The following is a 26370-nucleotide window of genomic DNA, read 5'->3' as shown; positions in this document are numbered from 1 at the left end:
GAAATTCTCTTTTATTTTCCTCTCAATTCATCCAGGCGGTCCCAGATGTCATCTTTTTTCTTGTAGGGCATCTCAAGGAAATCATCAGGGTGGCTTTCTTTGTATTCCTGCCAGAGCTTATCATCTTTTTCGCTGTAGTAATTCGGGAATTCCCAGATGTATCTTTTCTTTTTATCCCCTACCCTTCTAAACATAAAGGCCAGGGTAACCCCTACCACGGCTCCAGCAAGGTGGGCCTGCCAGGAAATTTTACTGGGCTCTTCAAGATTGCTGAACAGTTCCTCCGGCAGCATCCCCCAAATCAGGCTTCCGTAATACAGAACGACCAGTAAGGAAATGGTAAGCAGCGTCATATTCCATTTGAAAATGCCGCTGAAAAACAGGAAAAAAGCCAGTACATAGACTACGCCGCTCGCCCCGATGGTACAGGTATAAAGGTAATGTCCCGTCATGATATCAATCGGGGGAAGGAGCCAGACCAGCAGCCCAGTGGCCAGCCATCCTATAACGAAAACCTTATTTGCCACCAAAGGGTAAAACTGATACAACAGGAACATCAGCGCCGCAATCGGGATAGAATTTCCTATAATATGATCTATATTCCCATGCAGGAGCGGAGCGGTTAAAATCCCCAGCAGGCCTTCCGGCAGCAATGGGATAATAGCGCCGAAGCAACTTCCAAAAAAGCCGTGCAGCTGCAGGAAATAGCCAGACCACATGGCCATGAGCATCAGCAAAGGATTGACGATTGCCTTTTTGGAAATTACATTGTTTTTTAACATACCGTTTTTACGTCAAATGAAAAGCCAATGATAAATTTCGGAAAAATTGTCGATGAATTATTTTGTCTTTAAACTGTTTCAGCCAAAAAGTAATGATTTTCACTTCTTTTCGCTTTTCCTGTACTGTTTTGTCATTGAAATATTCAAAATCAAGTAAAATTAACAGTGAATAATGCTATATCATGGAAAATGCTGAAGCGTTTAACCCTAAGGCGTCAAATTTATATTTAATACTTTTGTGCAGAGTTTTTGTGAAATGAAATCATTAATAATGAAGAAGTTTTTATTACTGCTTACTTTTTCTTCTGGTTTTTTTGCCAGCGCACAGGAAGAAATAAAAAAAGATTCTATGGTTACCGATACGGTAAAAAGCTGGTCGGTTTTAGGAAAACAGTCTTTAATGATCAACCAGGCGGCCTTTTCAAACTGGGTTGGCGGAGGAGCAAATAACGTAGGCTGGCTTCTGGGGGTTGATTACAACATTACCTATGAAAAAGACAAGGACCTGTGGGAAAATCTTATTCTTTTAAATTACGGTCAGAATGATACCAAAGGACTGGGAATCAGAAAAACCCAGGATGTCATTAATGTTTCCACCAATTACGGCAGGAAGGTTTCAGACAGCTGGTATCTTTCCGTAGGAGCAGGCGTGCAGTCTCAGTTTACTGTAGGATATGAGGACGGCAATAATCCTGAAGCCAAGAAAATCTCCAATTTTATGGCCCCCGGCTACCTGAACCTCGGGATGGGGATCACCTACAGGCCCAGCGACAATGTAAATGTTACGCTGCGCCCCAGCAACGCGAGATGGACTCTGGTTTTAGACAAAGAACTGCAGACCGCGGGAACATACGGCTTAAAAGCTGACGGCGATAACTCTTTGCTGCAGTTCGGTTTTCTGGGAACAGCTCTGTATAAATTCAAGTTGATGGAAAACATCCATATTACCAATACCGCTTCTGTTTTTTCCAATTATCTTAACCATCCCGAAAGACTGGTACTGTCATACGGAATGATTTTAAACCTGAAAGTGAATAAATTTATCTCTTCCAATATTACGGTTGACCTTATGTATGACCATAACCAGATTAAAAGGACACAGCTGAAACAGACACTGGGGGTCGGGTTTTCCTATCTGCTGGATAACGGTGTAAAAAGATCTGACAGAAAAGACAGCCAGTGGTGGATTAAAAAGTAGCGGATCTTCAAAAATCCTGAGTACACTTTGATAATGTTTATGGCCCGTCCGGAATTTCCGGCTTGAAAATTACTGTAGATTTCATTAATTTAATACATTTGTCTATAGCGGGTTCAGATGCCTGCAATATCAATCAGTACTAAAATCAAATATATAATTAATCCATCAATATCATGACTATAAAACCTGAAATCTCATGGGCAGATTTTGAAAAGATAGACATCAGATGCGGCACTGTTATTTCTGTAAATGATTTTGAAAAAGCCAGAAACCCTTCTTATCAGCTGGAAATAGACTTCGGAGAATTAGGTATTAAAAAATCTTCCGCACAGATTACTTCATTGTACAGAAAAGAAGACCTGATGGGAAAACAGATCCTGGCTGTTGTTAATTTCCCTGAGAAACAGATTGCCAACTTTTTCAGTGAATGCCTGGTGCTAGGGGTTTACGGTGAAGATAAAACAGAAGTTACCCTTCTTACCCCTTCCCTGCCCGCAAAAAACGGAATGCCGGTCGGTTAATTTCAATCTGACATACAAATTTACCTCATCATTTGTCAGCTCAACTCATCAAAAATTAAAAACCAATGATACAGAATATCCCTTTAGAAAGAATCTTATTCCTTGATATTGAAACGGTTCCGGGCTTCGGGGCCTGGGAACATTTATCAGAAACAGAACAGATGCTCTGGGATAAAAAAACCAGGTTCCAGAGAAAAGATGAAGGCACGGCAGAGGAATTTTATTCGGAAAAAGCCGGTATCATGGCTGAATTCGGTAAGATCATCTGCATCACGATCGGGATGATTGAAAAAAACGACACCTTAAAAATAAAAAGCTTTGCCGGTGATGATGAGAAAAAGCTCTTGCTTGAATTCGGAGAGATTTTCAACAGTCCGCGGCTCCGGGACGTGATCCTCTGTGCCCACAACGGAAAAGAATTTGATTTCCCGTGGATCGCAAGGCGGTTTTTAATCAACGGGACAATGCCTCCCGTACCGTTTCAGATGTTTGGAAAAAAGCCATGGGAAATTCCTCATCTGGATACCATGGAACTGTGGAAATTCGGGGATTACAAAAGCTTTGTATCGCTTGAACTCCTGGCCCATCTTTTCGGGATTCCTACACCTAAAGATGATATTGACGGATCAATGGTTTCATCAATCTACTACATAGAGAAAGACTTGCAGCGAATTGTTGACTATTGTGAAAAAGATGTGTTAACTTTGGCAAACATTTTCCGGCGCATGCGTCAGGAAGATTTGTTGAAAAGGTATATCAATTTAGATTAAAAAATGAAATTTACAGACGATCAGATTGCTGACATTGGTGAAGAAATCATCAAAGTCATGAAAACCGTGTATGACCCTGAAATTCCGGTAGATATTTACGAACTGGGACTGGTTTATGATGTTCAGATCTCCGAAGATGCGGATGTTAAAATCATAATGACCTTAACGAGCCCTAACTGTCCCGTTGCAGAGAGTCTTCCGCAGGAGGTTAAGGACAAAGTGAAAGAAGTGGAAAATGTGAAAGAAGTAGATCTGGAACTTACTTTCGAACCAACCTGGAACAAAGACATGATGAGTGAAGAGGCGAAATTTGAGCTGGGAATGCTTTAAATTCAGATTTTAAAAATAAAAAACCGCAGAGATTTCTGCGGTTTTTCTATTGGTATATAAAAATCATGGTCTGTACCAGATCCGGATGAAGGCTCCTTGAAACCGGGCAATTGTGAACGGTTTCTTCAATAAATGCCTTTTGTGCGTCTGAAAAAGTACCCGGAAACACAAAATTACAAACGATCTCGCCAATTCTTCTCGGTTCGGTTTTCATAATTTTCTGCAGCGTGCAGTACGCGCCGTCGATATTTATATTTCTGTCTTTACCCAGAATAGCAACTGTAGTCAGTGCACATTCTGCCAGAGAGGTTGCACATAAATCTGTAGGTGAGAATTTTTCTCCTTTCCCGTGATTGTCTGTCGGCGCATCACTTTCAATGACGGTTCCGGACTGTAAATGTTCTGCTGAACACCTCAGTCCGCCGATGTATGTTATTTTTGATGTCATAATATTTAAGTTTAAAAAAAGACCTGTTTTTTAAAAATGAAAGATATCTTTTGCTTTATTGTAAGAACTTTCAAAGTTTAACAGATTCAATTTGTGTTCCGCTTTTTCTACGCTCATAAAATTAATCACCTGTTCCGTAGGCATATTGCCAACCAGGTCGTCTTTTGCCATCGGGCAGCCTCCGATCCCTTTAATGGCACTGTCGAATCTTGTACAGCCCTGGTCATACGCCGCCTTTAATTTTGAATAGGAATCTTCATAACGGTTATGGAAATGTCCCCCGAAATTGATATCAGGATATTTTGAAGGTATTTTTTCAAACAGCAGAGCAATGCTTTCCGGTGTGGCAACTCCTGTGGTATCAGACAGTAAAACATCTTTAACGCCTATTTCTGAAAACCGCTGTGCCCAGAAATCCACATCTTCCCATTTCCACATTTCACCGTACGGATTTCCGAATGCCATGGAAAAGTAAATATTCAGCTGCCGCCCTTCCTGTTTCACAAGCTCCAGCATTTTAACCGTCTCACCAAAAGCCTCTTCCTGGCTTTTGTTGGTATTCCTGTGCTGGAAGGTTTCGGAAATGGAAAACGGGAACCCGATCACATCCACCGACTGATGTTTCAGCGCTTTCTCCGCCCCTCTGTAATTGGCTACAATGGCGGAAACTTTCGTGTTAGAACGCGATTTATCTATATTTTCGGCTACTTCAGCAGAATCAGCCATCTGGGGAATTGCTTTGGGAGATACGAAGCTCAGGCAATCCAGGACATCAAAACCCACATCCATTAAAGAATTGATGTAGTCTATTTTTTGATTTGTGGGGATAAATTCTCCCCAACCCTGCATGGCATCTCGTGGACATTCAGTAAGAAACATTTTTACTTTTTGATTTTTTCAAATATAATAAAACTAAACAATTTAGTTTATGCACTGAACAAAGGTAACATTATTTTGATTCTCAATCTTTTATATCCGATTTAAAAATTCAATGCCGGATATCAAGATGCCGGATACTTTATACCGGGTGAGGAATATAAGCACGTTCTGAAATAATATCAGACAATAAAATAGAACTGATGATCTGGCTTCAGAATTTGATCACCACAATTTATAATTCTTTTGATGCCTGAAACATAATAGCCAGATCACCGGAAATAAGAACACCCTTCGGCGATCCCATCGCTTATGAAAATTACATTGTATATTTGCATAAAATTTATAAGAATAATGAGCGCAATAGAATTTAACCAACTATGGAAAGAAAAGTTACTGAACCGTTTTCTTACTTACGTAAAAATATATTCGACCAGCGATGCAGAAAGTGAAGCAACCCCTTCTACAGAAAGACAGTGGGACATCGCAAAACATATGTTTGAAGAATTAAGAACCATCGGCCTGGAGGATGTTTCAATTGATGATAACGGTTATATCATGGGCTACGTCCCTTCAAACCTTGAAAATAATGACCGGCCTACAATTGGATTTATTTCGCATTATGATACTTCGCCGGATTTCAGCGGGGAAAATGTCAGGCCTCAGGTTTGGGAAAATTATGACGGGAATGACCTGCTTCTGAATCAGGCTACAGGATTTACTTTATCGCCTTCAAAATTTGAAAGTTTAAAACAATATACCGGCCAGACATTAATTACAACAGACGGAAACACGCTTCTCGGCGCTGATGATAAAGCCGGCTGCGCAGAAATTGTAACGGCCGCAGAATACCTGATTGCCCACCCGGAAATCAAGCATGGAAGAATTGCTGTAGGATTTACGCCCGATGAAGAAATCGGAAGAGGTGCACATAAATTCGATGTTGCCAAATTCGGGGCAGAATTTGCCTATACCATGGACGGAAGTGAAGTGGGAGAACTGGAATATGAAAACTTCAACGCGGCAGGCGCTGTTGTGAAAATCCATGGTTTGAGTGTTCATCCGGGTTATGCTTACGGAAAAATGGTAAATGCAGCTCTTTTAGCTTCAGAATTTGCCCAGATGCTTCCGGCTGATGAAACGCCGGCTACCACGAAAGGTTTTGACGGATTTTATCATTTAATGGACCTAAATGCTGATATTTCCGAGGCTAAACTTCAGTACATCATCCGTGACCACGATGCTGATAAATTTGAAGCAAGAAAAAAATTCATGGAAGAAAAAGTAGCGGAGTTTAATCAAAAACACGGCAAAGGAACGGCCGAAGTGGAGATTAAAGAGCAGTACAGAAACATGAAGCAGCAGTTTGAAGGCAAAATGCACATCATTGATATTGCCGCAGAAGCCATGAAAGAAGCAGGAATCGAGCCTAAAATCAAAGCAATCAGAGGAGGAACAGACGGAGCGCAATTATCCTATATGGGATTACCTTGCCCGAATATTTTTGCCGGCGGCATGAATTTCCACGGACCGTATGAATATGTAGCACTGGAAAGCATGGAGAAAGCCGTTGAGGTGATTATTAATATTGTTAAAAAATAATGATAACCTATTCATTATAAAATTAACGTATCATATATAGAAAAGCCCGGTATCTGCCAGGCTTTTTTCATGAATCCCACTCAATATATAAATTATTCCCACTAATATAGTTATTCTATTGATAATTTTATTATATTCAACAATGCAAACCACAAAATTTTAACTCATGAAAAATATCAAAAAACTTTTCAGAAAAGATTTATCCACCATTCTCGGCGGAATAGATAGCTGTCACAGCAACGGGGATTCTGCTTATTGCTGGACAGACTGTGAATGTGCTTATGGAAAAGCATGCGAAATGAATGATGACGGAAATCCAGGATCCTGTGTTGCTGTAGGCGGCGGCCCGGGTGGTGGCGGAGGTGGAAATTGCCCTCCCGGAGATCCAAGATGTACTGATCAGCAGCCTTACTAAATAATAACCCCTGTCAGAATTTAATCGCTGACAGGGGTTTATTTCTTTATAATCCTTACTTATTTATTTATTCTATCCTTGCTGATTTCCAAGAAAAGCATCCCAGCCTTGCGCGGTTAAAGCAACCAATTGATTAGAGCCCCTGGCTACCATAAAGTTTCCTTCTTCTTTCTCAACGGCGTGGCCGATAATCGTAAAATCAGGGTGGTTTTTCATTTTATCGAAATCATTCGGAGAAATGGTGAACAGCAGTTCATAATCTTCACCTCCGCTTAAAGCGGCCATTACCGGATTTAAATTAAATTCATCTGCCGTTGTAATCGTCAGATTATCCATCGGAACTTTCTCTTCATACAGCCTGAATCCAACCTGTGACTGGTCAGAAAGATGCAGGATTTCCGAAGCAAGTCCGTCTGAAACATCAATCATCGAAGTCGGTTTAATATCAAGTTGTTCTAAAATTGCTTTTACATCGGTTCTTGCTTCCGGCTTCAACTGTCTTTCCAGAATATAATCGTAGCCTTCCATTTCAGGCTGCATATTCGGATCGGCCAAGAACACCGCGTGCTCCCTTTCTAAGATCTGAAGTCCCATATATGCTCCGCCTAAATCCCCGGTTACCACAAGAAGGTCATTTGGTTTTGCGGTACTTCTTTTCACAATATTTTCGTCATTTTCAAGTCCGATAGCAGTAATGCTCATCACCAGTCCGGCATTGGAACTCGTTGTATCTCCACCAATTAAGTCAACCTTATACCTTTTGCAGGCCGTCTGGATTCCGGCATAGATCTCTTCCATCGCTTCCACCGGAAAACGGTTGGAAACCGCCAGGGAAACTAAAATCTGTGTCGGCGTTGCATTCATTGCTGCAATATCACTCAGGTTCACCACAACAGCTTTATACCCCAGGTGTTTCAACGGCACGTAACCTAAATTGAAATGTACCCCTTCTGCCAAAACATCGGTGGTAAGGATTACTTTTTTATTTCCAGGATTGATAACAGCTGCATCGTCTCCCACCCCAAGCTCAGAAGATCCGTTGGCTAACGGAAAATGCTCTGTCAGATGTTTTATCAGTCCGAATTCCCCTAATTTTGAAATCGGTGTTAATTCCGGTTCTTTATCTTCAAACATATCTTTTAATTATAAGTAATGATTGATCGGCGACAAATGATTTTAAAAGTTTATTATAAGTCATTTATCTCCTATCATAATTAGTTAAGTTTTGCCGGATCAATATTTTCCGGGCGGAAAGGAAGTTTTTTGAAATCCTCCCTTGTTAAAACTACGGTTTCCGGGGATTTATATTTATTCATTGCTTCTACCACATCTTCCGGCGGCGTGGTCATCTTTCTCAGCATCGTATCAATCCATACTCCCGTTGCTTCTGCGGTGGCACAATGCTCCCCTTCAGGCGTATAAAATTTGTGCACGAAACGATAAACGGAACAGTCTTCCGCACAGCCATCAATTTCCAGGCTTACAATAACGGTCTGATCTGCAAATATTTCCTTGAAAAAAGAAAATCTTTCATGCATGATCACCGGACCTATTCCCCATCGGCTCATCTGGGTAACACCCATTTTTTCCTGCTTCATAAAAGCCATTCTGGTCTGTGCGCAATATTGTACATACGATGAATTTGCCAAATGTTTGTTGGCATCAAGATCGCTCCAGCGTACTTCGAATTTATGGTAAAATATCATTTAGAAATCTGTTTAGTATCATTAAATTATATTCTTCAAAATTACTCAAATAAGATGGTTTATAAAAATTGTAGTTTTGCAAAAATAATCTTGAGCATAAGATTAAAAGACTATGAAGCAAATTATCATTATCGGGGGCGGTGCATCAGGCTTTTTCTGTGCAGCCAACCTTGACGAAACAAAATATAAAATTACGATTCTCGAACAGAATTCGGATGTCCTTCAGAAAGTTAAAATTTCCGGGGGAGGCCGCTGCAATGTAACCCATGCCTGCTTTGATCCGCGGGAACTGGTTCAGTTCTATCCCCGTGGAAACAAGGAACTGTTAAGTGTTTTTACCAAATTCCAGCCGGGTGATACCATGGATTGGTTTGAGCAGCGCAACGTGCCTTTGAAAATAGAAAATGACAACCGGGTTTTCCCTGAAAGCAATTCTTCACAGACCATTATCAATACTTTATTGCAGGAAATCCAACAGAAAAATGTTGAGGTAAAGACGAAGTGCTCCGTTAAGGAAATTGAAAAATCAGCCGGGAAATATATCATTAAAACCAGCCTGGGCGATTTTGAGGCTGATTTTGTGATCTATGCAACCGGAAGTTCCCCGAAATCACTGAAAATGATTGAAAATTTAGGCCATAAAATCATTGATCTGGTTCCGTCACTTTTCACCTTCAATATTAAAGATGACTTGCTGAATGATCTTGCCGGAACAAGCTTTGAAATGGCGGAAACATCCATTCCGGCCTTAAAAACGGAAGAAAGCGGACCGCTGTTAATTACACATTGGGGACTTTCAGGTCCCGCGATTCTGAAAATTTCGGCATGGGAAGCGATCAACCTGGCGAAAGCAAAATATAACTTTGAAATTGAAGTCAATTTTATTTCCAAAGATATGGATGATGCGGAAGAATTATTCCAGCATTTCAGGCAGTCGAATCCGAAAAAAACCATCGGGCAGTCAAAAATATTTGATATCACAAACCGTTTTTGGCAAAGGATTCTGGAAGTTTCAAAGGTTGATTTGAATAAACAGGTGGCACAGCTTTCAGGAAAGGAAATGCAGACTATTCTTGAAAACGTATGCAGAAAGAAATTCCGGGTAACCGGGAAATCGACTTTTAAAGATGAGTTTGTAACCGCCGGAGGCATTGATTTAAAGGAAATTAACTTTAAAAACATGGCTTCAAAAATTTTACCTGATTTTTACGTTGCCGGGGAAGTTTTAAATATTGATGCGGTTACGGGCGGCTTTAATTTCCAGGCGTGTTGGAGTGAGGCATGGCTGATTGCGCAGAATTTAAATAATTTATAAACCGGTCATTCAGAACGAAACAAATGGAGTAAAAATCTTAATTATTACAACTTAGATTCTTGCTTCATCAGAAATGACAAACCCGATGTAAATTTATGGTAATGAATACAAACAGTTAAAATGCTTTTAGCTAAAAAAAATATTCCAAACACACTTAAAACCCTTTTAATCATCGGGTTCGGATATTTCTTTTGGCTGATGCTGAAAATCACATTAGAATATATTCCTTTAAAAACGGATGTAAGCTTTTTAATGATCAAACAGACAGAAATCGGGCAGCGGCCGGAGTATCTTTATTTTTTCTACACTCACGTTTATACCAGTATTTTTGTTTTGCTGTGCGGATTTTCAGCCATGCTCAGAAAAAATTTCGGATTAAAAAATTTCCATAAAAACGCAGGGAAAATTTATATTTTTCTCATCTTAATTCTTGCAGCACCATCCGGAATTTACATGGGGATTTTCGCCAATGGCGGAATCTTATCGAAAATTTCTTTCGTTATTCTGGGATGTATGTGGTGGTTTTCAACCTTTAAAGCCTATCAGCTTGCAAAGCAGAAAAAGTTTAAGGAACATAAACAGTGGATGTGGCGGAGCTTTGCCCTTACATTATCTGCAATCACCCTAAGAATGTGGAAGGTAATTATTGTATATTTATTCCATCCGAATCCGATGGATGTTTATCAGATTATTGCATGGCTGGGCTGGATTCCGAATATATTATTAATTGAATACTTAATCACAAAAAAACAGATATGAAAATTGTACCATTAGCATTAGCCGGATTACTGACGGCCAGCGTAATAAGCTGCAAAAAAGATTCACCGGCAGATACCTCTTCAAAAAGCCTTTCAGCAAAAAAAGACTCTGTGGTGGCTCCTGAAATTTACAAGGAATACTACGGCATTTACATGGGCGATTTTGCCGGAAAAGAGATCATCATCCCTGAAATAGGTGAAGAATATGAAGGTGAAGTATTCAAGAAAATTTCTTTGAAAATCAACAGGATTACCAGAGACAGTGTTTACGGACAAAGCATCGTAGACGGAAACCAGAGGCCCTTCCGAGGGATCTTTAATGAAACAACAAAATCTTTTGTGCTGGATGAGCCGGGCAATGATAAAACGGACGGAAGGTTCGAGGTTACATTAAACAATGACAGCCTTACGGGAAACTGGAATGCATTTAATAAATCTGCGGTAAAAGCACCTTCAAAGCTGGTGAGACTGGTAAGAAAGGAGTTTGCTTACAACCCGAACTTTATGCTGAGCCCGGATAATGACCTGATCGACTGGGAAAATCCGAAAAATTTTGTTGAGAAATATACGGATGAAGAAACCGGGAAGACGGAAAGTTATACAGCCTCCAAAAACAGGATTGCTTCTGATGCGGTATTTAAAATCAATGCTTCCAAACAGAAGCTGACCGAAAAAGACCTTAAAAATCTACGGAAATTAGATATGGAAATCATTAAAAACTCGGTTTTTGCCAGACATGGCTACTCGTTTAAAAAAGCTACCTACAGAAATTTCTTTGAGCAGACAGATTGGTATATCCCCATTTCAAATAATGTAGACAATGACCTTTCAGCAATGGAAAAAGAAAATGTAGCCCTGCTCAACCGCTTCATCAAATATGCTGAGGATAAATACGACAGCTTCGGGAGATAATCAATGTATTTTTTTACTTTTTACTTTTAAAAATAAAAACATCAGCAGGCATCCGGCGGCATAACACAAAATATCAATCCAGGAAAAAGAATTCCCGATGACAATATACATAAGGCTGCCGGGCCGGAACCCTAAACGTTCAGCTATATTGAAGTACTGCGCAAGTTCTATGAAACAGGAAAAAACAAAAATTCCTGCAATAAGCTGATCATTACGGTTAATGACAAGGAAACTTTTGATGAAAGTATACAGCAGCATCACGACAATAACATCCCCGAGATAGGCCCTTACAAAGAAAATATCCTTTAACTTTGTGGCAATTAATACCTCCGTGATAAAAAGCAGAAGGGTAAGCAGAAAATAGGTTGTACTGAATTTTATTTTGATCATCTGAATGTATATTATAGCCTGAATGCTGTTAAATTAATCATTATCGATATGGCAGATTTTATATTTTTAATTTTTATTCCTCCGGTCCTGTTATGCATGTATTATGCAGGCTTTATTGCACTTGCTAAATTAAAGATAAAGCAGCCCGACAAAAAAATTAAAACCCATTTATTAAGAATTTTCTCAGGCTTTACGGTATTTTCTATACTCACCCTGCTGTTTTTACTGGTAAAATGGATGGTTACTCCATCTGAGGCATAAGCTGAAGATGGCTTCGGTGCTTTTTTTGCTGTCCTGAAAACATATTTTATTTTTGCATATTATGAAAAAGATCCTATTTTTTTTAGCTTTATATTTCAGCGTTTCAATCGCGGCACAGGAGTACGCTTCTGTATCCCAGCTTCCGGATTACGCGGTTCTGAAAACAAAAATGAAACTCGATGATGCGGTTACCAAAGCAGATACCCCCGCCGAATTTCCCGGCGGCATGGAGACTTTCAAAAAACAGTTTGCCGAAAAGATGGATGTTATTGATGTAAAATCCAAGCAGATCAATACCCGTATTTATTTTATTGTAGAGAAAACCGGATATGTAAGATATGTAACGGCCGTAAGCAACAACAAGCAGCACGGCCAGGCTGCAGAAGTAGCGGTAAGAAGGCTGTTTGTAAGGTGGAAGCCTGCAACCATCAACGGTGAACCGGTCCGTTACCTGTATACTTTTCCTCTGACTTTAAAAAAGTATTGATATTTTGCGGCTAAGGCTTATTTTTGCATACACTTTACTTATGAAGATCATAATAATCCTTTGTCTGGCATATAGCGGTTTTATCACGGCCCAGGAACAGACGATTGCAACAACGGAACTGAACGAACTGGTGATAAGAGAGAAAAATGGCAGAGCAACAATTGATGCAGAAAAGCCCGCTCAGTTCTCAAAAGGGAATGAAGTTTTCCAAAAGATGCTTTATCAAAATTTCCGGGAGAAAAAAATTGCTTATTCAGGAAAAAAAGAAACCTGCGAAATTGTTTTCATCATTGCTACGGATGGATCCATGACAGATATAAGAGCGATCGGAGATAATGAACAATTTAATCAGGAAGCCTTAAGAGCCATTTCAAAAATTAAAGGCAAATGGATTCCGGCGGAAAGAAACGGTGAAAAAGTCCGCTACAAATTTAGAATTCCAATGACAATGCATTTTGATACACAAAAATGATTGGATTTATTTTCCAATCATTTTTTTTATCGAATTAAGCTTCATTAACGCTTCAATCGGGGTCAGCGTATTGATATCAATTTTTGTCAGTTCTTCACGGATGTTTTCCAGAACCGGATCATCGAGCTGGAAAAAAGAGAGCTGCATATTTTCTTCGGTCACCCTTTTTATGCCTTCAGACGATGTGCCCTGCGTACGGCTTGCCTCCAGTGTTTTCAGGATTTCATTGGCTCTGTTCACTACTTTTGAAGGCATTCCCGCCAGTTTGGCGACATGGATCCCGAAACTGTGCTCGCTTCCTCCGGGAATCAGTTTTCTCAGGAAAATAATATTGCCTTTATTCTCCTGGATAGAAACATGGAAATTCTTTACCCTTTCAAAGTTTACGGTCATTTCATTCAGCTCATGGTAATGCGTGGCGAATAATGTTTTTGCCTGCGTAGGATGCTGATGAAGGTATTCTGCAATGGCCCAGGCTATGGAAACCCCATCGTAGGTAGACGTTCCGCGCCCAATTTCATCCAGCAGAATTAAGCTTCTTTCTGAAATATTATTCAGGATATTGGCGGCTTCATTCATCTCAACCATAAAGGTGGATTCACCGGCAGAGATATTATCTGATGCCCCTACCCGGGTAAAAATTTTATCCAGAATCCCGATTTCGGCATGTTTTGCCGGGACAAAGCTTCCGATCTGTGCCATGAGGCATACAATAGCCGTCTGACGGAGAATGGCCGATTTACCTGCCATGTTCGGGCCGGTGACCATAATGATCTGCTGGGAATCTTTATCCAGGAAAATATCATTCGGAATATATTTTTCACCCAGCGGAAGCGCATTTTCAATGATCGGGTGACGGGCTTCTTTCAAATCAATTGAAAAAGTCTCCGTTAAAACCGGCTTGGTATAGCTTTCGGAAACGGCCAGCTCCGATAAACCCACCGCAACATCAAGCTGTGCGATGATGTTTGAATTTTCCTGAATCCGGTCAATATAGATCATGGTTTCATTACAGATATTCCGGTACAGCTCATTTTCCAGAACCCCGATTTTTTCTTCGGCCCCGAGAATCTGGCTTTCATATTCCTTCAGTTCTTCCGTGATATAACGCTCGGCATTCACCAGGGTCTGTTTCCTGATCCAATCCGATGGAACTTTATCTTTATGGGTATTCCTGACCTCAATATAATATCCGAAAACATTATTAAAATCAATCTTAAGGCTTGAAATTCCCGTCCTTTGAACTTCCCTGTGGCACATTTCATCCAGAAACCCGCGTCCTTTGCTTTGAAGCCCTCTTAACCGGTCCAGTTCCTCCGAAATCCCTTCCTTAATCACATTCCCCTTCGCCAGATTCACCGGGAGTTCATCGTTGAGATGGTTCTGAAGACATTTAATCAACTCATCCTGATCATAGAGAGGATCCAGCCACGCCAGGACATCGGCATGCGGATGAAGCAAAGATTTAATTTTATGGATATTGATCAGGCTCTGCCGGAGATACCCTAATTCTTTAGGTGAAATTTTCTCTGCGGCCAGCTTCCCCATCAGACGGTCCAGGTCGGAAATCGACTTTAACAACTGGGAAATTTCATATTTGAGGGAATCATTTTCGTTTAAAAAATCAATTAAAGAAAGCCGCCTCCCGATTTCACTCACCGATTTCAGCGGCAGAATTATCCTTCTTCTCAGCAGCCTTCCGCCCATCGGAGTGGAGGTCTTATCAATAATATCCAGCAAAGATTTCCCCTGCGGGTTGCTTGGGCAGACGATCTCCAGGTTTCTTAAGGTAAAATGATCCATCATCAGGAAATCCTCCTGCGGAATAATCTGAATTTTGGTGATATGAGCCAGTAAATTATGATGCGTATCTTCTACGAGATAGGCAAAAATAGCTCCTGCGGCAGTGATTGCCAATGGCTGGTTTTCAACACCGAATCCCTTTAAAGAATTGGTTTTGAAATGATTCGTCAGTTTTTCATAGGCAAAATTGTACTGAAAAGCCCAGTCTTCAAGCTTAAAGGCATTTTTACTTTTAAACTGTTCCGGGATCTGTACACTGCGCTGGTAGATGATTTCACTGGGATCAAAAGTATTGACGATATGAAGCAGTTTTTCAAGGCTGCCTTCGCTTACCAGGAATTCTCCTGTGGAAATATCCACCAGGGCAATCCCGAACCTTTCTTTTTCCTTATGAAGGGAAAGCAGGAAATTATTCTTTTTTGAATTTAAAACCTGGTCATTGAATGTAACGCCGGGAGTTACCAGTTCCGTCACACCCCTTTTTACAATTCCTTTTACGGTTTTAGGATCTTCCAGCTGATCGCAGATGGCTACCCTCATTCCGGCTCTTACCAGTTTCGGAAGATAGGAATCCACGGAATGGTGCGGAAATCCAGCGAGTTCAATATGCCCGTCCCCATTCGCCCTTTTGGTAAGGACAATCCCTAAAATCTGGGAGGTTTTAACGGCATCCTGGCCGAAAGTTTCGTAAAAATCCCCTACCCGAAATAGTAAAAGCGCATCAGGGTACTTAGCCTTGATGGTATTGTACTGTGTCATTAAAGGAGTTTCTTTCTTCGTTGCCTTTGCCATTAAAATCTATCTTAAAATTAGGATGGTAAAAATAGGAAATAAAACAGAAGGAGTAAAGTACTGATTTTATTTTGCCATCAATTCTCTACAGGCTTTCAAAAATATCATCTAAATAAAAATTATAATACTATAATTTGTAAATTACTTTCTACTACCTGGGTTTTGGTTTTGTATTTAGTTTCGTTTACAATGCCATTAAGATTATTAATTAATTCTGTTTCATCTTCTAAAGTGATTATGATCTTAACCGCTGATTTACGGTTGGTTTCTAAATTATTAATCATAAGTCTCATTATTTCCAAACTGAATTTATCTTCAACCTTATGAAAATCTTCAAAAACGAAAACACAGTTGTTATCAGAAATCCAATCGATATGAAAATCTAAAATCTGATTTAAATTATATTTTCCTTTTGATTCGTAAAATGGGAAAAAGAGCTTTTCAGATCGAATTACATTCAAATAATCAGAAAATGAACTCATTGATTTGGGGAAAACAACATATTCAATATCACAGTTTCCCAGGATATATGCCAGCCTTTTTCGTCTTTCCATTTCTGTTTTTCCAACAATCAGAATATGTTTTTGAAAACTCAGATTCTTATCCATTATTTTTATAAATCTCAGGTCATTTTAAACTTTTATGAGCGTTTTTGCTTTGTCTTAAATTTCTCCACAGCTTTAGTGCTCTTTTTATATGCCCATTCCTGCTTATAATTTACCCATTTCGCTTTAAATATTTTCCGCATTAATTTATCGGTATACCGCATAATAAAAACATGGTACAGCATACCTGCAAAGACATTGGGTTTATTCGGAAGGGCACGGAGTGACATGGAAAATCCCGCTTCAAGGTATCGGTTAAAATGCCAGAATGCACCCGGAATAAACAACGCATCTCCATGTTCCATAAAAATTTCAAAACCCTTAGCATATTTCAGCGCCGGAAATTTTTCATAATCTGGGTTTTCATAGTCTACTTCATAGATGGTATGAACGGACAACGGCACTTTATATAAAAATGCAGACTGCTTTTGATCAAATAGCAGAATTCTTTTTTTTCCTTCAAAATGAATATGGATAAAATCCCCGAGATCCACATCATAATGCATCAGCACATGGGCTTCGCTTCCACCGAAAAACAAAGTCGGAAGCCTTTTGAAAAATTTGATTCTCAAATCGGGATATGTAAAATTTTTCAGCAATTCCGGCAGCCGGTCTGTAATGATGTAGAAGAAAATGCGCAGGTCTGAAGGCTTAGTTTTAATAACATCAATATAATCCTTCATTTTCATACGGGTAACGGGAGCATCTGAACTTTTCGAAGCATCGGCAGGCTTGTTATCATACAGGGGGACTTCCTGGTCTCCTGCTTTTTCCCGGATAAAATCAAAGTTCCATTGATCAAATGCTTCCCAGCGGCTTGCAAAATTTTTAATCAGGAGAGGCTTCCGCTTTTTAAAATATTTTTTCTGAAAATCTTCTTTACTGATATCTGTGACAACATCTACGGTTTTGAGAATCATCTGGTCTGCTATTTAAATGCGAAATAAAAATACTGCTTTTTTTGAATTTCAGGAAAATTTTAAATTAAATATGGATGATCATTTTCCGTCAGTAACACCCGTTTCATCCAAAGGATATCTATTTAATAAAGGATGATCAGATCATAATTATATATTCCTGTGTAAAGCTGTGGTAAAAATGAAAATTTTATCTTTGCACCAGCAATCCCGCTTATGAGAGTTTACAATACCAAACATTTTCTGAAAATCCTTTTCAGCCTGCATAAAAGCGATACGATGAAAATCCTTTTTCCGACGATGATTCTGGTTGGATTATATTCCTGGGGGATTGAATACCTGGAAGTGAAATACCTTCATCTTTCTTCCAAATCACCCATCAGCAATGTCAGCATGATTCATTCATTACTGGGTTTTGTGCTGTCCCTGTTGTTGGTTTTCAGGACCAATACCGCTTATGACCGGTGGTGGGAAGGCAGGAAGCTCTGGGGAAAGCTGGTAAATGATTCCCGGAACTTTGCAATTAAAATCAAATCTATCCTTGAAAATGACCGGCAGGACCTGGAACAGATTGCACGGTACTTAAAATACTTTCCGCATTTTCTGGCCCAGCATCTTTCCAAAGAATCCACAAGACTGGCACTGGATGAGGATTATTCTGAAATTGAAGACTACATCAAACATCACGGGCCCAGCGAAATTATTATTCTTTTAACCCATAAACTGCACCAGCTTAAAAAACAGGGGAAAATTTCAGATATGGAAATGCTGTATCTGGATACCCAGCTTTCTGGGTTCCTGGATGTTTGCGGAGGTTGTGAGAGGATTAAAAACACGCCGATCCCCTATTCCTATTCTTCATTTGTAAAAAAATTCATCATTCTGTATGTACTAGCTCTACCGGTAGCATATGTCATTTCTATCGGACTATTCATGATTCCGCTGACGGTTTTTGTGTATTATGTTTTGATGAGCCTTGAAATGATTGCCGAAGAAATTGAAGACCCGTTCAGCAATGATGAAAATGATATCCCCATGGAAGCGATCGCCCAGAATATTGAAAAAAGCGTTCACCAGATCATGGGCTTACCCAAATAAAATCTTTATTCCGTAAAAGATCGTAAATAATATTGATAACTACATTAAATACAGACAATTGGTACATAAACTAAAACTGGAAGAACTTAACCGGATTGATGTTGAAACTTTTAAAACTGTTAAAAAGATTCCTTTGGTCGTGGTGCTGGATAACATCAGGAGCATGCATAATGTAGGCGCGACATTCAGGACAGCGGATGCCTTTCTGGTTCAGGAAATTATCCTCTGCGGAATTACGCCTCAGCCGCCCCACCGTGAAATCCACAAAGCCGCGCTGGGTGCTACGGAAAGCGTAGACTGGAGCCATGAACCGGATATCAATACGGCCATCCGTCATCTGAAGTCGGAGGGTTTTGAAGTTATAGGTATCGAGCAGACCACCAACAGCCGGATGATCACGGATTTTTCTATTGATCCTTCTAAAAAATATGCGGTGGTTCTGGGAAATGAAGTGGAAGGAATCAGTGATGAAGCACTGAACCATATCGATTCTTTTATTGAAATTCCGCAATTGGGAACCAAGCATTCTTTAAATGTGAGTGTTTGCGGAGGAATTGTAATGTGGGAATTTGCCAAAGTATGGCAATAAAAAAACTGCAAATGCCTAATAGACAGTGCAGTTTGAAATAAATCTAATAAAAAGTAAAAATGAAAGGCGACAAAGATACCCATTTTTTTGTCACGGGCAAATTTTAAAATCATTTTTTTTATTTTTAACGAAAAAAAGTTCGCGTTTCAGAAAAAGTTTCATTTAATTTTTTATAAATTAGCACAATGTTTATCAAAGACTATATCTCAAAAGATTTTCCGTGTTTTAATCTGACTGACTCGATAGAATCAGCAAGAGACATGATAGATGCATTTGGATATTCTCATGTTTTCATCAAAAAATCCAGTCATTTTTACGGTGCCATTGCCGAAGATTTTCTTTATGAAGAAGAAGGCACACTGAAGGATCTTGAACATCAGATCGAACGCTTCGCCATTCTTGATGACAATAATATCATGGACAGCATCCGGTTGTTTCATACATTCAATGCCAACGTGGTCCCGGTGATCAACAAGAACGAAAAATACCTCGGGTACATCAGCTGTGAAGATATTTTCCAGGATCTTTCAAAGTATCCGCTGTTTTCAGAATCAGGGGCGATTCTTACAGTGGAAACACCTGCCAGAAAATATTCGATGACGGAGATTGCCAACATCGTTGAAAGCAATAACTCTAAATTTTACGGGGCTTTTATCAGTTTTATGTCAGATGAAGCAATTCATGTGACCATCAAGATCAGCAATGAAAACCTGAGCTCCATTGATGAAACATTTGACCGTTACGATTACAGAATTGTACAGAAATATTATTCTGATGACAAATCTGATCTGTTTCAGGACAGGTTCGGTTTTTTCCAGAAATTCATAGAAATATAAACACCAATGAAGGCAGCCATATATTCCCAGAAAAAAGATCTTGATACTTTTTTATATTTAAGCAAATTTATTTCCGAGCTTGAAAACAGAGGGATAAAGTCCGTTTTATATGATGAGATGGCTGAAGCGCTTCAGTTTTCAAAAATTTTTGAAACCTTTAACTGCAAACAGGATCTTCTGGACAAGGAAGTAAGCCTGTTCTTTACCTTCGGCGGAGATGGCACCATTGTAAATTCCCTGACATTTATAGAGGATCTTGAAATCCCTATTGTAGGGGTGAATACCGGCAGATTAGGTTTCCTGGCGAGTTTTACCAAAGAAGAAGCCTTTAATGAACTGGACTCTATTTTAAAAGGCGATGTAAAAACCAGCCGGCGCTCTGTAATCCAGGTGGTTTCCCCTGAACTGGAAGGCTTTTTTCCATATGCACTGAACGACGTTACCTTATCCAGAAAAGAAACCACTTCGATGGTAACGGTAGATTCTTATATCAATAATGAGTTTCTGAATGTATTCTGGGGAGACGGGGTTATCGTTTCCACGCCTACAGGTTCTACTGCTTATTCATTAAGCTGCGGCGGGCCGATTATTTCCCCGAACAACGAAAATTTTGTCATTACCCCTATTGCCCCTCACAATCTTAATGTAAGACCGCTGGTGGTAAACGACCGGGTTGAAATTAAATTTAAAGTGGAAAGCCGGGTATCACAATACTCCCTTTCCCTGGACTCACGACTGATCCACATAGAAACAGACAAGGAAATTATCATCAGAAAAGCAAACTTTCAGATCCTTCTGGTGCAGCCCAATAACCTGAGTTTTTATGAAACCATCCGCCAAAAGCTACTTTGGGGGCGGGACAAAAGAAATTAGCAATTAAGCAAAAATGATTACCTTTACAGGAATTTTACAATCCGAATAATTTATATTAAAAAGTAAAACATGAGCAGAATTTTCCCGGCAGGAGTTGCCACAGGTCAATTAGTTACCGATATTTTTCAGCATGCTAAAGAAAACAAATTTGCATTACCCGCAGTTAACGTAATTGGTTCCAGCAACGTAAACGCAGTGATGGAAACTGCAGCAAAGCTGAACTCGCCTGTTATTATCCAGTTCTCTAATGGAGGTGCTGCCTACAATGCAGGAAAAGGATTAAGCAATGAAGGACAGAAAGCAGCCATTCTTGGAGGTGTAGCCGGAGCAAAACATATCCATACCCTGGCAGAAGCTTACGGAGCTACTGTAATCCTTCATACGGACCACTGCGCAAAGAAGTTATTGCCTTGGATCGACGGGTTAATGGATGCCAGCGAAGAATTCTTCAGACAGACCGGAAAATCACTGTACTCTTCCCATATGCTTGACCTTTCTGAGGAATCTTTGGAAGAAAACCTTGAAACATCTGCAAGATATTTTGAAAGAATGGCTAAAATGCAGATGACCCTGGAGGTGGAAATCGGTGTTACAGGCGGTGAAGAAGATGGTGTTGACAATTCAGATGTTGACAATTCCAAACTGTATACCCAGCCGGAAGATGTAGCCTACACGTATGAAAAGCTGAAGGCCATCTCAGAAAACTTTACCATTGCAGCTGCTTTCGGTAATGTACATGGAGTATATAAGCCAGGAAACGTAGTGCTTACCCCGAAAATCCTTGACAATTCCCAGAAATATGTTCAGGAGAAATTCGGGACTGCTGAAAAACCGGTGAATTTTGTATTCCACGGCGGTTCAGGATCTACACTGGAAGAAATCAGGGAAGCGATTGACTACGGAGTTATCAAAATGAATATTGATACCGATCTACAGTTTGCTTACACGGAAGGTGTAAGAGATTATATGGTTGACAATATTGATTATTTAAGAGCTCAGATCGGGAACCCGGACGGAGAAGAGAAGCCTAACAAAAAATTCTATGACCCGAGGGTATGGGTAAGAAAAGGCGAGGAAACATTCTCCAAAAGGCTGGTTCGCGCATTTGAAGATTTAAATAACATAAATACTTTAAAATAATTTTGTAAAAGTACAATGTACAGAGTAATATGTAATTAGACTACATCCTGCTTTATACATTGTACTTTTTTTACATTGTACACTAATACAGACACTATGGCATTCGAGTGGTTTAAAAGAAAAGCACAAAATATTACGACCTCTACTGATGAGAAAAAAGACGTTCCCAAAGGTCTTTGGCATCAGACTCCTTCGGGTAAAATTGTTGAGCATGACGAATTAAAGAGAAACAACTACGTTTCTCCTGAAGACGGCTTTCATGTAAGAATAGGAAGTGCCGAATTTTTTGACATCCTTTTTGATGAAGGTAAATTCACTGAGCTGGATGCCAATGTTGAAAGTATCGACATCCTGAATTTTAAGGATACCAAACCTTATGCAGACCGTCTGAAAGAAGTAAGAGCGAAGACGAAACTTACCGATTCCATCAGAAATGCAGTAGGAACCGTAAAAGGAACCGAAATGGTGGTTTCCTGTATGGATTTCGCTTTCATCGGAGGTTCTTTGGGTTCTGTTATGGGAGAAAAAATAAGAAGAGCAATCGACTACTGTATAGAAAAGAAGCTTCCTTACATGATTATCTGTCAGTCAGGAGGTGCAAGAATGCAGGAAGCTACCTATTCACTGATGCAGTTGGCCAAGGTTCAGGCAAAGCTGGCACAGCTTTCAGAAGCAGGGCTTTTATATATTGCCTATCTGTGCGACCCGACGTTCGGAGGAATTACAGCTTCTTTTGCCATGACCGCCGATATTATTATGGCCGAGCCTAAGGCGCTGATCGGTTTTGCAGGGCCAAGGGTAATCCGTGAAACCATCGGAAGAGACCTTCCGGAAGGGTTCCAGACTTCTGAATTCCTTCAGGAAAAAGGATTTGTGGATTTTATTGTAAAAAGAACGGAAATTAAGGATACTGTTGCTAAAACAATCAATTTACTGACGGTAAAAGCCTAAAAAATTATAACAGAAATATTCTCTCCCTGATTGATTAGGGAGAGATTTTTATTGATGAGAACTTTCAGAATATTTTTCAGTACCATCCGGAGCATGAGCTTTAAGAAGATCATGCGCCTTTTATCGCTTGTTCTCCCCCATCCTGTTTTTGCTTTGTTGAGTTTTTACGCTACCCTTAAAGCGTACAGCATTGCCCAGAAGAAATTCCCGGATACTGCCTCTACCAACGGCATCGGAAACTCCTTCAGGCACGCCCTGTGGTGCTGTTTTATCCTGATGTACTGCAGCAAGGTTTCTTCCCCTGAAAAAGCCCTGGATTTCTGCAGAAGAATCACGGATCTGCATGAAGAACTCTTCCCCAACAAACCGTTAGAAACCAAAATGGATCTTCACAACAATAAAATCGGGATGGATTATTTCATGGAAATGCTGGAAGGCGTCCACCGCCAGTTTTTTGAAAAGAGCTTTTTCATAAACGGGCTGGAGAAAAAAATGAAAGATGCCAAAGTACTGAAGAGTACAGATGATGATTTTGAAGGGTTTCTGGTGTATCTGGATGAGAAATAATATTTCTTAATTGTCACCGTACATTATCAAAAATTTTAAACAAAAACCTGTTAAACAGCTGTAATTAAATTAGTTACAGTCTCCTAACATACAGAAGCAACCACAACCTGCCCTTTTCTGTAAACAAAAACCTGAGATCTCCTGCCACACCCCTAGCCCGGATAGAAACGGTTACCCCACAGCAGGCGCGGGAACAGCTGCTGCGCGAGGAGTAAAAGTGGATAGCCGGAACAAGCTCCCAGTAAATACATTCCTGTAAAGCCTGATGCTGAACATTGTACATACCTGATCATCCGGAAATCCTTAAATACACCTGCCTGCTTTGTAATCTGAAGTTTTTTTGATAAGTTTAACCCATCTAATTTAATCTATGGTCCTCAGCAGAATCTGGTCGGCATTTATCATTATTGCCATTGCCATTGCCGGTATAAAGTACATTTCATCAAGCCATTACCAAACTATTTTCAATGATATGGTGGTAGGAAAAGGCGGCGATACCGTACAGATTTCCACACAGAATATAAGGGCACTGTCCCCTGTAGTGCGGGACAGCCTGATGAAGAAGCCAGATTTTGCAGACAGCCGGATCCATTATAAGACCGATTCCCTGAAACAGGACGTGAAAGTGTACCGGGTACAGGAAGCAGACGGCGTTATCGGGACTTCCGAAACGGCAGTAAAGATCTGCATCGGCCTCATTGGCATTATGACGCTGTTCATGGGATTTATGAGTATTGCTGAAAAAGCAGGCGGCATCAATCTTTTAAGCAGGCTGATCCAGCCCTTTTTCTCCCGGTTATTTCCTGATATTCCCAAAAACCATCCAGCTTTCGGGCATATGCTGATGAATTTCAGTGCCAATCTCCTGGGACTGGACAATGCAGCCACACCATTCGGATTGAAAGCGATGGAAAGCCTGCAGTCTCTGAACCCCAATAAAGATACCGCGAGCAATTCCCAGATTATGTTTCTCTGCCTTCATGCCGGAGGAATGACCCTGATTCCCGTTTCGATTATCGCCATCCGCGCCTCCATGGGTTCAAAAACACCGACCGATATTTTTCTTCCCTGCATGATTGCGACATTTGCCGCGACTTTAGCCGCCATGATCATCGTGTCACTATATCAGAAAATCAATTTATTAAAACCGATTGTTATTGCCTATGTGGGCGGAATCTCCGCAATGATTGCACTTCTGGTTTTATATCTGGTACAATTAAATAAGGATGAACTGGATACTTTCAGCAAAGTACTGAGCAACGGATTGATTCTCTTTATCTTTCTGGCGATTGTCCTGGGTGCGGTTTATAAGAAAATCAATGTTTTTGATGCTTTTATTGAAGGGGCAAAAGAAGGGTTCTGGACCTGTGTGAAGATTATTCCTTATCTGGTCGGGATGTTAATTGCCATTTCGCTGTTAAGGACTTCCGGAGTTTTTGATGTACTTATCGATGGCATGAAATGGGTAGCTTATACGGCAAACCTGGATGCAAGATTTGTGGACGGGCTTCCGACCGCCTTAATCAAACCGTTATCCGGTTCCGGAGCACGGGGAATGATGGTGGATACGATGTCTACTTTCGGAGCCGACAGTTTCCAGGGTAAACTGGCTGCCGTCCTTCAGGGAAGCTCAGATACGACCTTTTATGTGATCGCCGTGTATTTTGGTGCTGTAGCCGTAAAGAATACAAGATATACCGTGGTTGCCATGCTTCTGGCGGATTTGGTAGGCGTTATTACGGCGATTGCTTTGGCTTATTTGTTTTTTGCATAATTATCAATGATGATATGATGAAAGCCTATATCCAGACTGATAAAAGCGGGGAATTCTATAACGTCAATGCATTTATAGCGTATGAAGGTTTCAGGAATTTTGGCTTTGAAACTGAAAAATTTACGGATGCCGATGAGATTTCAGACTGTAACCCTGAACATATTGTCGTCGGTGGCATTGGAAATGTAAGAAAAAGGCTTAAAAACCTGAATATAAACCGCCCTGATAAAGAGATAGATTATCCTGAAGAGCTAAAGCCGTTTTTAAAAAGAAAGGTCTGGGAATCCACAATCAATACAATATTTAAGGATAAAAGCAGCCGGGACATCTTCATTAAACCTAAAACCGAGACCAAACTGTTTGCCGGAAAGGTCATCAGCCATGAAATGGATTTCCTGGGATTGATTGATCAGGAAAAAGATACAGAAATCTGGTGCTCCGAACGTATCGATTTTAAAACGGAATGGCGTTGTTTTATCCGGTATAAAGAAATTCTGGATATAAGAAGATACAAAGGCGGTTGGGGCACGAAATTGGACGTAAAAACGGTAGAAGGTGCCATTGAGCGGTTTACCTCTCAGCCCAATTCGTATGCTTTGGATTTCGGTGTTACCGGAAATGATGAAACCGTTTTGGTAGAAGTGAATGACGGGCATTCATTGGGGACTTACGGAATCTCGCAGGCTCATTACGCAAAATTCCTTTCCGCAAGATGGAGCGAACTAACCCGTACAGAAGATTACCTGAACTTTTAATTCAACATAAATAGATATGATTACTGATAAAGAATTTACGTTACGCCTGATCCGCCAGCTGACCCAGGCCCTGGAAAAACTGATCCTTGATAAGCCTGAAGAAAGCCTGATGCAGAAAGAACTGGATTTCGATTCCTTAATGAAGGATATTTTTAAAATGGATTTCACGGAAATTTCTTCAAAATCAAAAGAAGAACTGATTGCAATTGTTAATGAAAGACAGGAAAGGGACCATAAGGATTATTATGAAATGCTGGGAAACCTTTTCTATTTTACCGGCAGGCAGAACAATAACAAAGACTGGTTAGACAAATCAAAAACATGCTATGAACTGTACCTGCAGACCAGCGGAATTTTTGCGCTCCCGGTGATCAACAGGATCAATGAAATAAAAAAAGCACTTGAATCATAGTAAAGTGCTTTTAAA

31 protein-coding genes are annotated in these 26370 nt (G+C 40.1%); 22 read left to right on the top strand and 9 right to left on the bottom strand.

Annotated elements, in window-relative coordinates:
• Nucleotides 1-11 precede the first annotated feature (11 nt).
• Nucleotides 12-782: a rhomboid family intramembrane serine protease gene (locus tag ASE55_RS00725; RefSeq protein WP_056214132.1), complete on the bottom strand. Its 771-nt coding sequence runs from the start codon at nucleotides 780-782 to the stop codon at nucleotides 12-14.
• Nucleotides 783-1053: 271 nt separating this feature from the next.
• Here ASE55_RS00725 and ASE55_RS00720 point away from each other — a divergent pair, with 271 nt between their 5' ends.
• From ASE55_RS00720 to ASE55_RS00705, 4 genes are all read left to right on the top strand, one after another.
• Entirely contained in the window at nucleotides 1054-1980 is a 927-nt protein-coding gene (locus ASE55_RS00720; RefSeq protein WP_056214129.1) for a DUF3078 domain-containing protein, read from the top strand.
• A gap of 173 nt (nucleotides 1981-2153) precedes the next feature.
• Complete coding sequence (locus ASE55_RS00715; RefSeq protein ID WP_056214126.1) at nucleotides 2154-2501, top strand: tRNA-binding protein; 348 nt, start codon at nucleotides 2154-2156, stop codon at nucleotides 2499-2501.
• Nucleotides 2502-2566: 65 nt separating this feature from the next.
• Complete coding sequence (locus ASE55_RS00710; protein ID WP_056214124.1) at nucleotides 2567-3271, top strand: 3'-5' exonuclease; 705 nt, start codon at nucleotides 2567-2569, stop codon at nucleotides 3269-3271.
• A 3-nt stretch (nucleotides 3272-3274) separates the two neighbouring features.
• On the top strand, nucleotides 3275-3601 hold the full coding sequence (locus ASE55_RS00705) for an SUF system Fe-S cluster assembly protein (RefSeq protein WP_056214121.1): 327 nt from the start codon (nucleotides 3275-3277) through the stop codon (nucleotides 3599-3601).
• A gap of 46 nt (nucleotides 3602-3647) precedes the next feature.
• Here ASE55_RS00705 and ASE55_RS00700 read toward each other — a convergent pair whose 3' ends face one another.
• Both ASE55_RS00700 and ASE55_RS00695 read right to left on the bottom strand, forming a co-directional pair.
• Nucleotides 3648-4049 carry an OsmC family protein gene (locus ASE55_RS00700; RefSeq protein ID WP_056214118.1) on the bottom strand — a complete coding sequence of 134 codons (402 nt, stop codon included), beginning with the start codon at nucleotides 4047-4049 and terminating at the stop codon, nucleotides 3648-3650.
• Between the two features lie 30 nt (nucleotides 4050-4079).
• Nucleotides 4080-4928, bottom strand: coding sequence for a hydroxymethylglutaryl-CoA lyase (locus ASE55_RS00695; RefSeq protein ID WP_056214115.1), 849 nt, complete (start codon nucleotides 4926-4928; stop codon nucleotides 4080-4082).
• 351 nt (nucleotides 4929-5279) lie between these two features.
• On the opposite strand from ASE55_RS00695, the gene pepT reads away from it, so the two are divergent.
• On the top strand, nucleotides 5280-6527 hold the full coding sequence (gene pepT, locus ASE55_RS00690) for a peptidase T (RefSeq protein ID WP_056214111.1): 1248 nt from the start codon (nucleotides 5280-5282) through the stop codon (nucleotides 6525-6527).
• Between the two features lie 166 nt (nucleotides 6528-6693).
• A complete protein-coding gene (locus ASE55_RS00685) occupies nucleotides 6694-6942 on the top strand; it encodes a hypothetical protein (RefSeq protein ID WP_056214108.1) in 249 nt (82 codons plus the stop codon).
• 72 nt (nucleotides 6943-7014) lie between these two features.
• Here ASE55_RS00685 and thiL read toward each other — a convergent pair whose 3' ends face one another.
• The gene (gene thiL, locus ASE55_RS00680) at nucleotides 7015-8076 is read right to left on the bottom strand and encodes a thiamine-phosphate kinase (protein WP_056214106.1); all 1062 of its coding nucleotides are present in this window, start codon (nucleotides 8074-8076) and stop codon (nucleotides 7015-7017) included.
• Between the two features lie 80 nt (nucleotides 8077-8156).
• Nucleotides 8157-8648 carry an acyl-CoA thioesterase gene (locus ASE55_RS00675; protein WP_056214102.1) on the bottom strand — a complete coding sequence of 164 codons (492 nt, stop codon included), beginning with the start codon at nucleotides 8646-8648 and terminating at the stop codon, nucleotides 8157-8159.
• A 112-nt stretch (nucleotides 8649-8760) separates the two neighbouring features.
• On the opposite strand from ASE55_RS00675, the gene ASE55_RS00670 reads away from it, so the two are divergent.
• The 3 genes from ASE55_RS00670 to ASE55_RS00660 all read left to right on the top strand — a co-directional run bounded on the left by ASE55_RS00670 (nucleotide 8761) and on the right by ASE55_RS00660 (nucleotide 11633).
• Nucleotides 8761-9963: an NAD(P)/FAD-dependent oxidoreductase gene (locus tag ASE55_RS00670; RefSeq protein ID WP_056214100.1), complete on the top strand. Its 1203-nt coding sequence runs from the start codon at nucleotides 8761-8763 to the stop codon at nucleotides 9961-9963.
• 120 nt (nucleotides 9964-10083) lie between these two features.
• Entirely contained in the window at nucleotides 10084-10722 is a 639-nt protein-coding gene (locus ASE55_RS00665; RefSeq protein WP_056214097.1) for a DUF2306 domain-containing protein, read from the top strand.
• Nucleotides 10719-11633: a YARHG domain-containing protein gene (locus ASE55_RS00660; protein WP_056214094.1), complete on the top strand. Its 915-nt coding sequence runs from the start codon at nucleotides 10719-10721 to the stop codon at nucleotides 11631-11633. Before ASE55_RS00665 ends, ASE55_RS00660 begins: the two co-directional genes overlap by 4 nt.
• Here ASE55_RS00660 and ASE55_RS00655 read toward each other — a convergent pair whose 3' ends face one another.
• Complete coding sequence (locus tag ASE55_RS00655) at nucleotides 11634-12023, bottom strand: DUF2809 domain-containing protein (RefSeq protein WP_082474307.1); 390 nt, start codon at nucleotides 12021-12023, stop codon at nucleotides 11634-11636.
• A 48-nt stretch (nucleotides 12024-12071) separates the two neighbouring features.
• On the opposite strand from ASE55_RS00655, the gene ASE55_RS20570 reads away from it, so the two are divergent.
• The 3 genes from ASE55_RS20570 (at nucleotide 12072) to ASE55_RS00640 (ending at nucleotide 13243) form a co-directional block, all read left to right on the top strand.
• Nucleotides 12072-12284, top strand: coding sequence for a hypothetical protein (locus tag ASE55_RS20570; protein ID WP_056214092.1), 213 nt, complete (start codon nucleotides 12072-12074; stop codon nucleotides 12282-12284).
• 61 nt (nucleotides 12285-12345) lie between these two features.
• Complete coding sequence (locus ASE55_RS00645; protein ID WP_056214090.1) at nucleotides 12346-12771, top strand: energy transducer TonB; 426 nt, start codon at nucleotides 12346-12348, stop codon at nucleotides 12769-12771.
• 40 nt (nucleotides 12772-12811) lie between these two features.
• The gene (locus ASE55_RS00640) at nucleotides 12812-13243 is read left to right on the top strand and encodes an energy transducer TonB (RefSeq protein WP_056214086.1); all 432 of its coding nucleotides are present in this window, start codon (nucleotides 12812-12814) and stop codon (nucleotides 13241-13243) included.
• A 6-nt stretch (nucleotides 13244-13249) separates the two neighbouring features.
• On the opposite strand, the gene mutS is transcribed toward ASE55_RS00640, so the two are convergent.
• The 3 genes from mutS to ASE55_RS00625 all read right to left on the bottom strand — a co-directional run bounded on the left by mutS (nucleotide 13250) and on the right by ASE55_RS00625 (nucleotide 17363).
• Entirely contained in the window at nucleotides 13250-15838 is a 2589-nt protein-coding gene (gene mutS / locus ASE55_RS00635) for a DNA mismatch repair protein MutS (protein ID WP_056214085.1), read from the bottom strand.
• Nucleotides 15839-15957: 119 nt separating this feature from the next.
• Nucleotides 15958-16446, bottom strand: coding sequence for a hypothetical protein (locus ASE55_RS00630; RefSeq protein WP_056214082.1), 489 nt, complete (start codon nucleotides 16444-16446; stop codon nucleotides 15958-15960).
• Nucleotides 16447-16478: 32 nt separating this feature from the next.
• The gene (locus tag ASE55_RS00625) at nucleotides 16479-17363 is read right to left on the bottom strand and encodes a cupin-like domain-containing protein (RefSeq protein WP_056214079.1); all 885 of its coding nucleotides are present in this window, start codon (nucleotides 17361-17363) and stop codon (nucleotides 16479-16481) included.
• A 213-nt stretch (nucleotides 17364-17576) separates the two neighbouring features.
• Between ASE55_RS00625 and ASE55_RS00620 the strand changes: the two genes are divergently transcribed.
• The 10 genes from ASE55_RS00620 to ASE55_RS00575 all read left to right on the top strand — a co-directional run bounded on the left by ASE55_RS00620 (nucleotide 17577) and on the right by ASE55_RS00575 (nucleotide 26355).
• Entirely contained in the window at nucleotides 17577-18458 is an 882-nt protein-coding gene (locus ASE55_RS00620) for a bestrophin family protein (RefSeq protein ID WP_056214076.1), read from the top strand.
• A gap of 58 nt (nucleotides 18459-18516) precedes the next feature.
• Nucleotides 18517-19047, top strand: a complete 531-nt coding sequence (locus tag ASE55_RS00615; RefSeq protein WP_056214074.1) for an RNA methyltransferase — start codon at nucleotides 18517-18519, stop codon at nucleotides 19045-19047.
• 185 nt (nucleotides 19048-19232) lie between these two features.
• Nucleotides 19233-19883: a CBS domain-containing protein gene (locus ASE55_RS00610; protein WP_056214070.1), complete on the top strand. Its 651-nt coding sequence runs from the start codon at nucleotides 19233-19235 to the stop codon at nucleotides 19881-19883.
• 6 nt (nucleotides 19884-19889) lie between these two features.
• A complete protein-coding gene (locus tag ASE55_RS00605; protein WP_056214067.1) occupies nucleotides 19890-20756 on the top strand; it encodes an NAD kinase in 867 nt (288 codons plus the stop codon).
• A 69-nt stretch (nucleotides 20757-20825) separates the two neighbouring features.
• Nucleotides 20826-21896 (top strand): class II fructose-bisphosphate aldolase, encoded by a 1071-nt coding sequence (gene fbaA, locus ASE55_RS00600; RefSeq protein WP_056214065.1) that lies wholly within the window; start codon nucleotides 20826-20828, stop codon nucleotides 21894-21896.
• A 96-nt stretch (nucleotides 21897-21992) separates the two neighbouring features.
• Complete coding sequence (accD, locus tag ASE55_RS00595; RefSeq protein ID WP_056214063.1) at nucleotides 21993-22847, top strand: acetyl-CoA carboxylase, carboxyltransferase subunit beta; 855 nt, start codon at nucleotides 21993-21995, stop codon at nucleotides 22845-22847.
• Nucleotides 22848-22901: 54 nt separating this feature from the next.
• The gene (locus ASE55_RS00590; RefSeq protein WP_056214061.1) at nucleotides 22902-23414 is read left to right on the top strand and encodes a DUF6973 domain-containing protein; all 513 of its coding nucleotides are present in this window, start codon (nucleotides 22902-22904) and stop codon (nucleotides 23412-23414) included.
• Between the two features lie 370 nt (nucleotides 23415-23784).
• Nucleotides 23785-25188, top strand: coding sequence for a nucleoside recognition domain-containing protein (locus ASE55_RS00585; protein WP_056214058.1), 1404 nt, complete (start codon nucleotides 23785-23787; stop codon nucleotides 25186-25188).
• 14 nt (nucleotides 25189-25202) lie between these two features.
• Nucleotides 25203-25943, top strand: a complete 741-nt coding sequence (locus ASE55_RS00580; protein ID WP_202967098.1) for an ATP-grasp domain-containing protein — start codon at nucleotides 25203-25205, stop codon at nucleotides 25941-25943.
• Between the two features lie 16 nt (nucleotides 25944-25959).
• Nucleotides 25960-26355, top strand: a complete 396-nt coding sequence (locus ASE55_RS00575; protein WP_056214057.1) for a hypothetical protein — start codon at nucleotides 25960-25962, stop codon at nucleotides 26353-26355.
• Nucleotides 26356-26370 lie beyond the last annotated feature (15 nt).

Source organism: Chryseobacterium sp. Leaf201 (assembly GCF_001421435.1).
Lineage (GTDB): Bacteria > Bacteroidota > Bacteroidia > Flavobacteriales > Weeksellaceae > Chryseobacterium.
The sequence above is the reverse complement of the archived record's forward strand: the minus strand, read 5'-3'. Positions and strand labels throughout refer to the sequence as shown.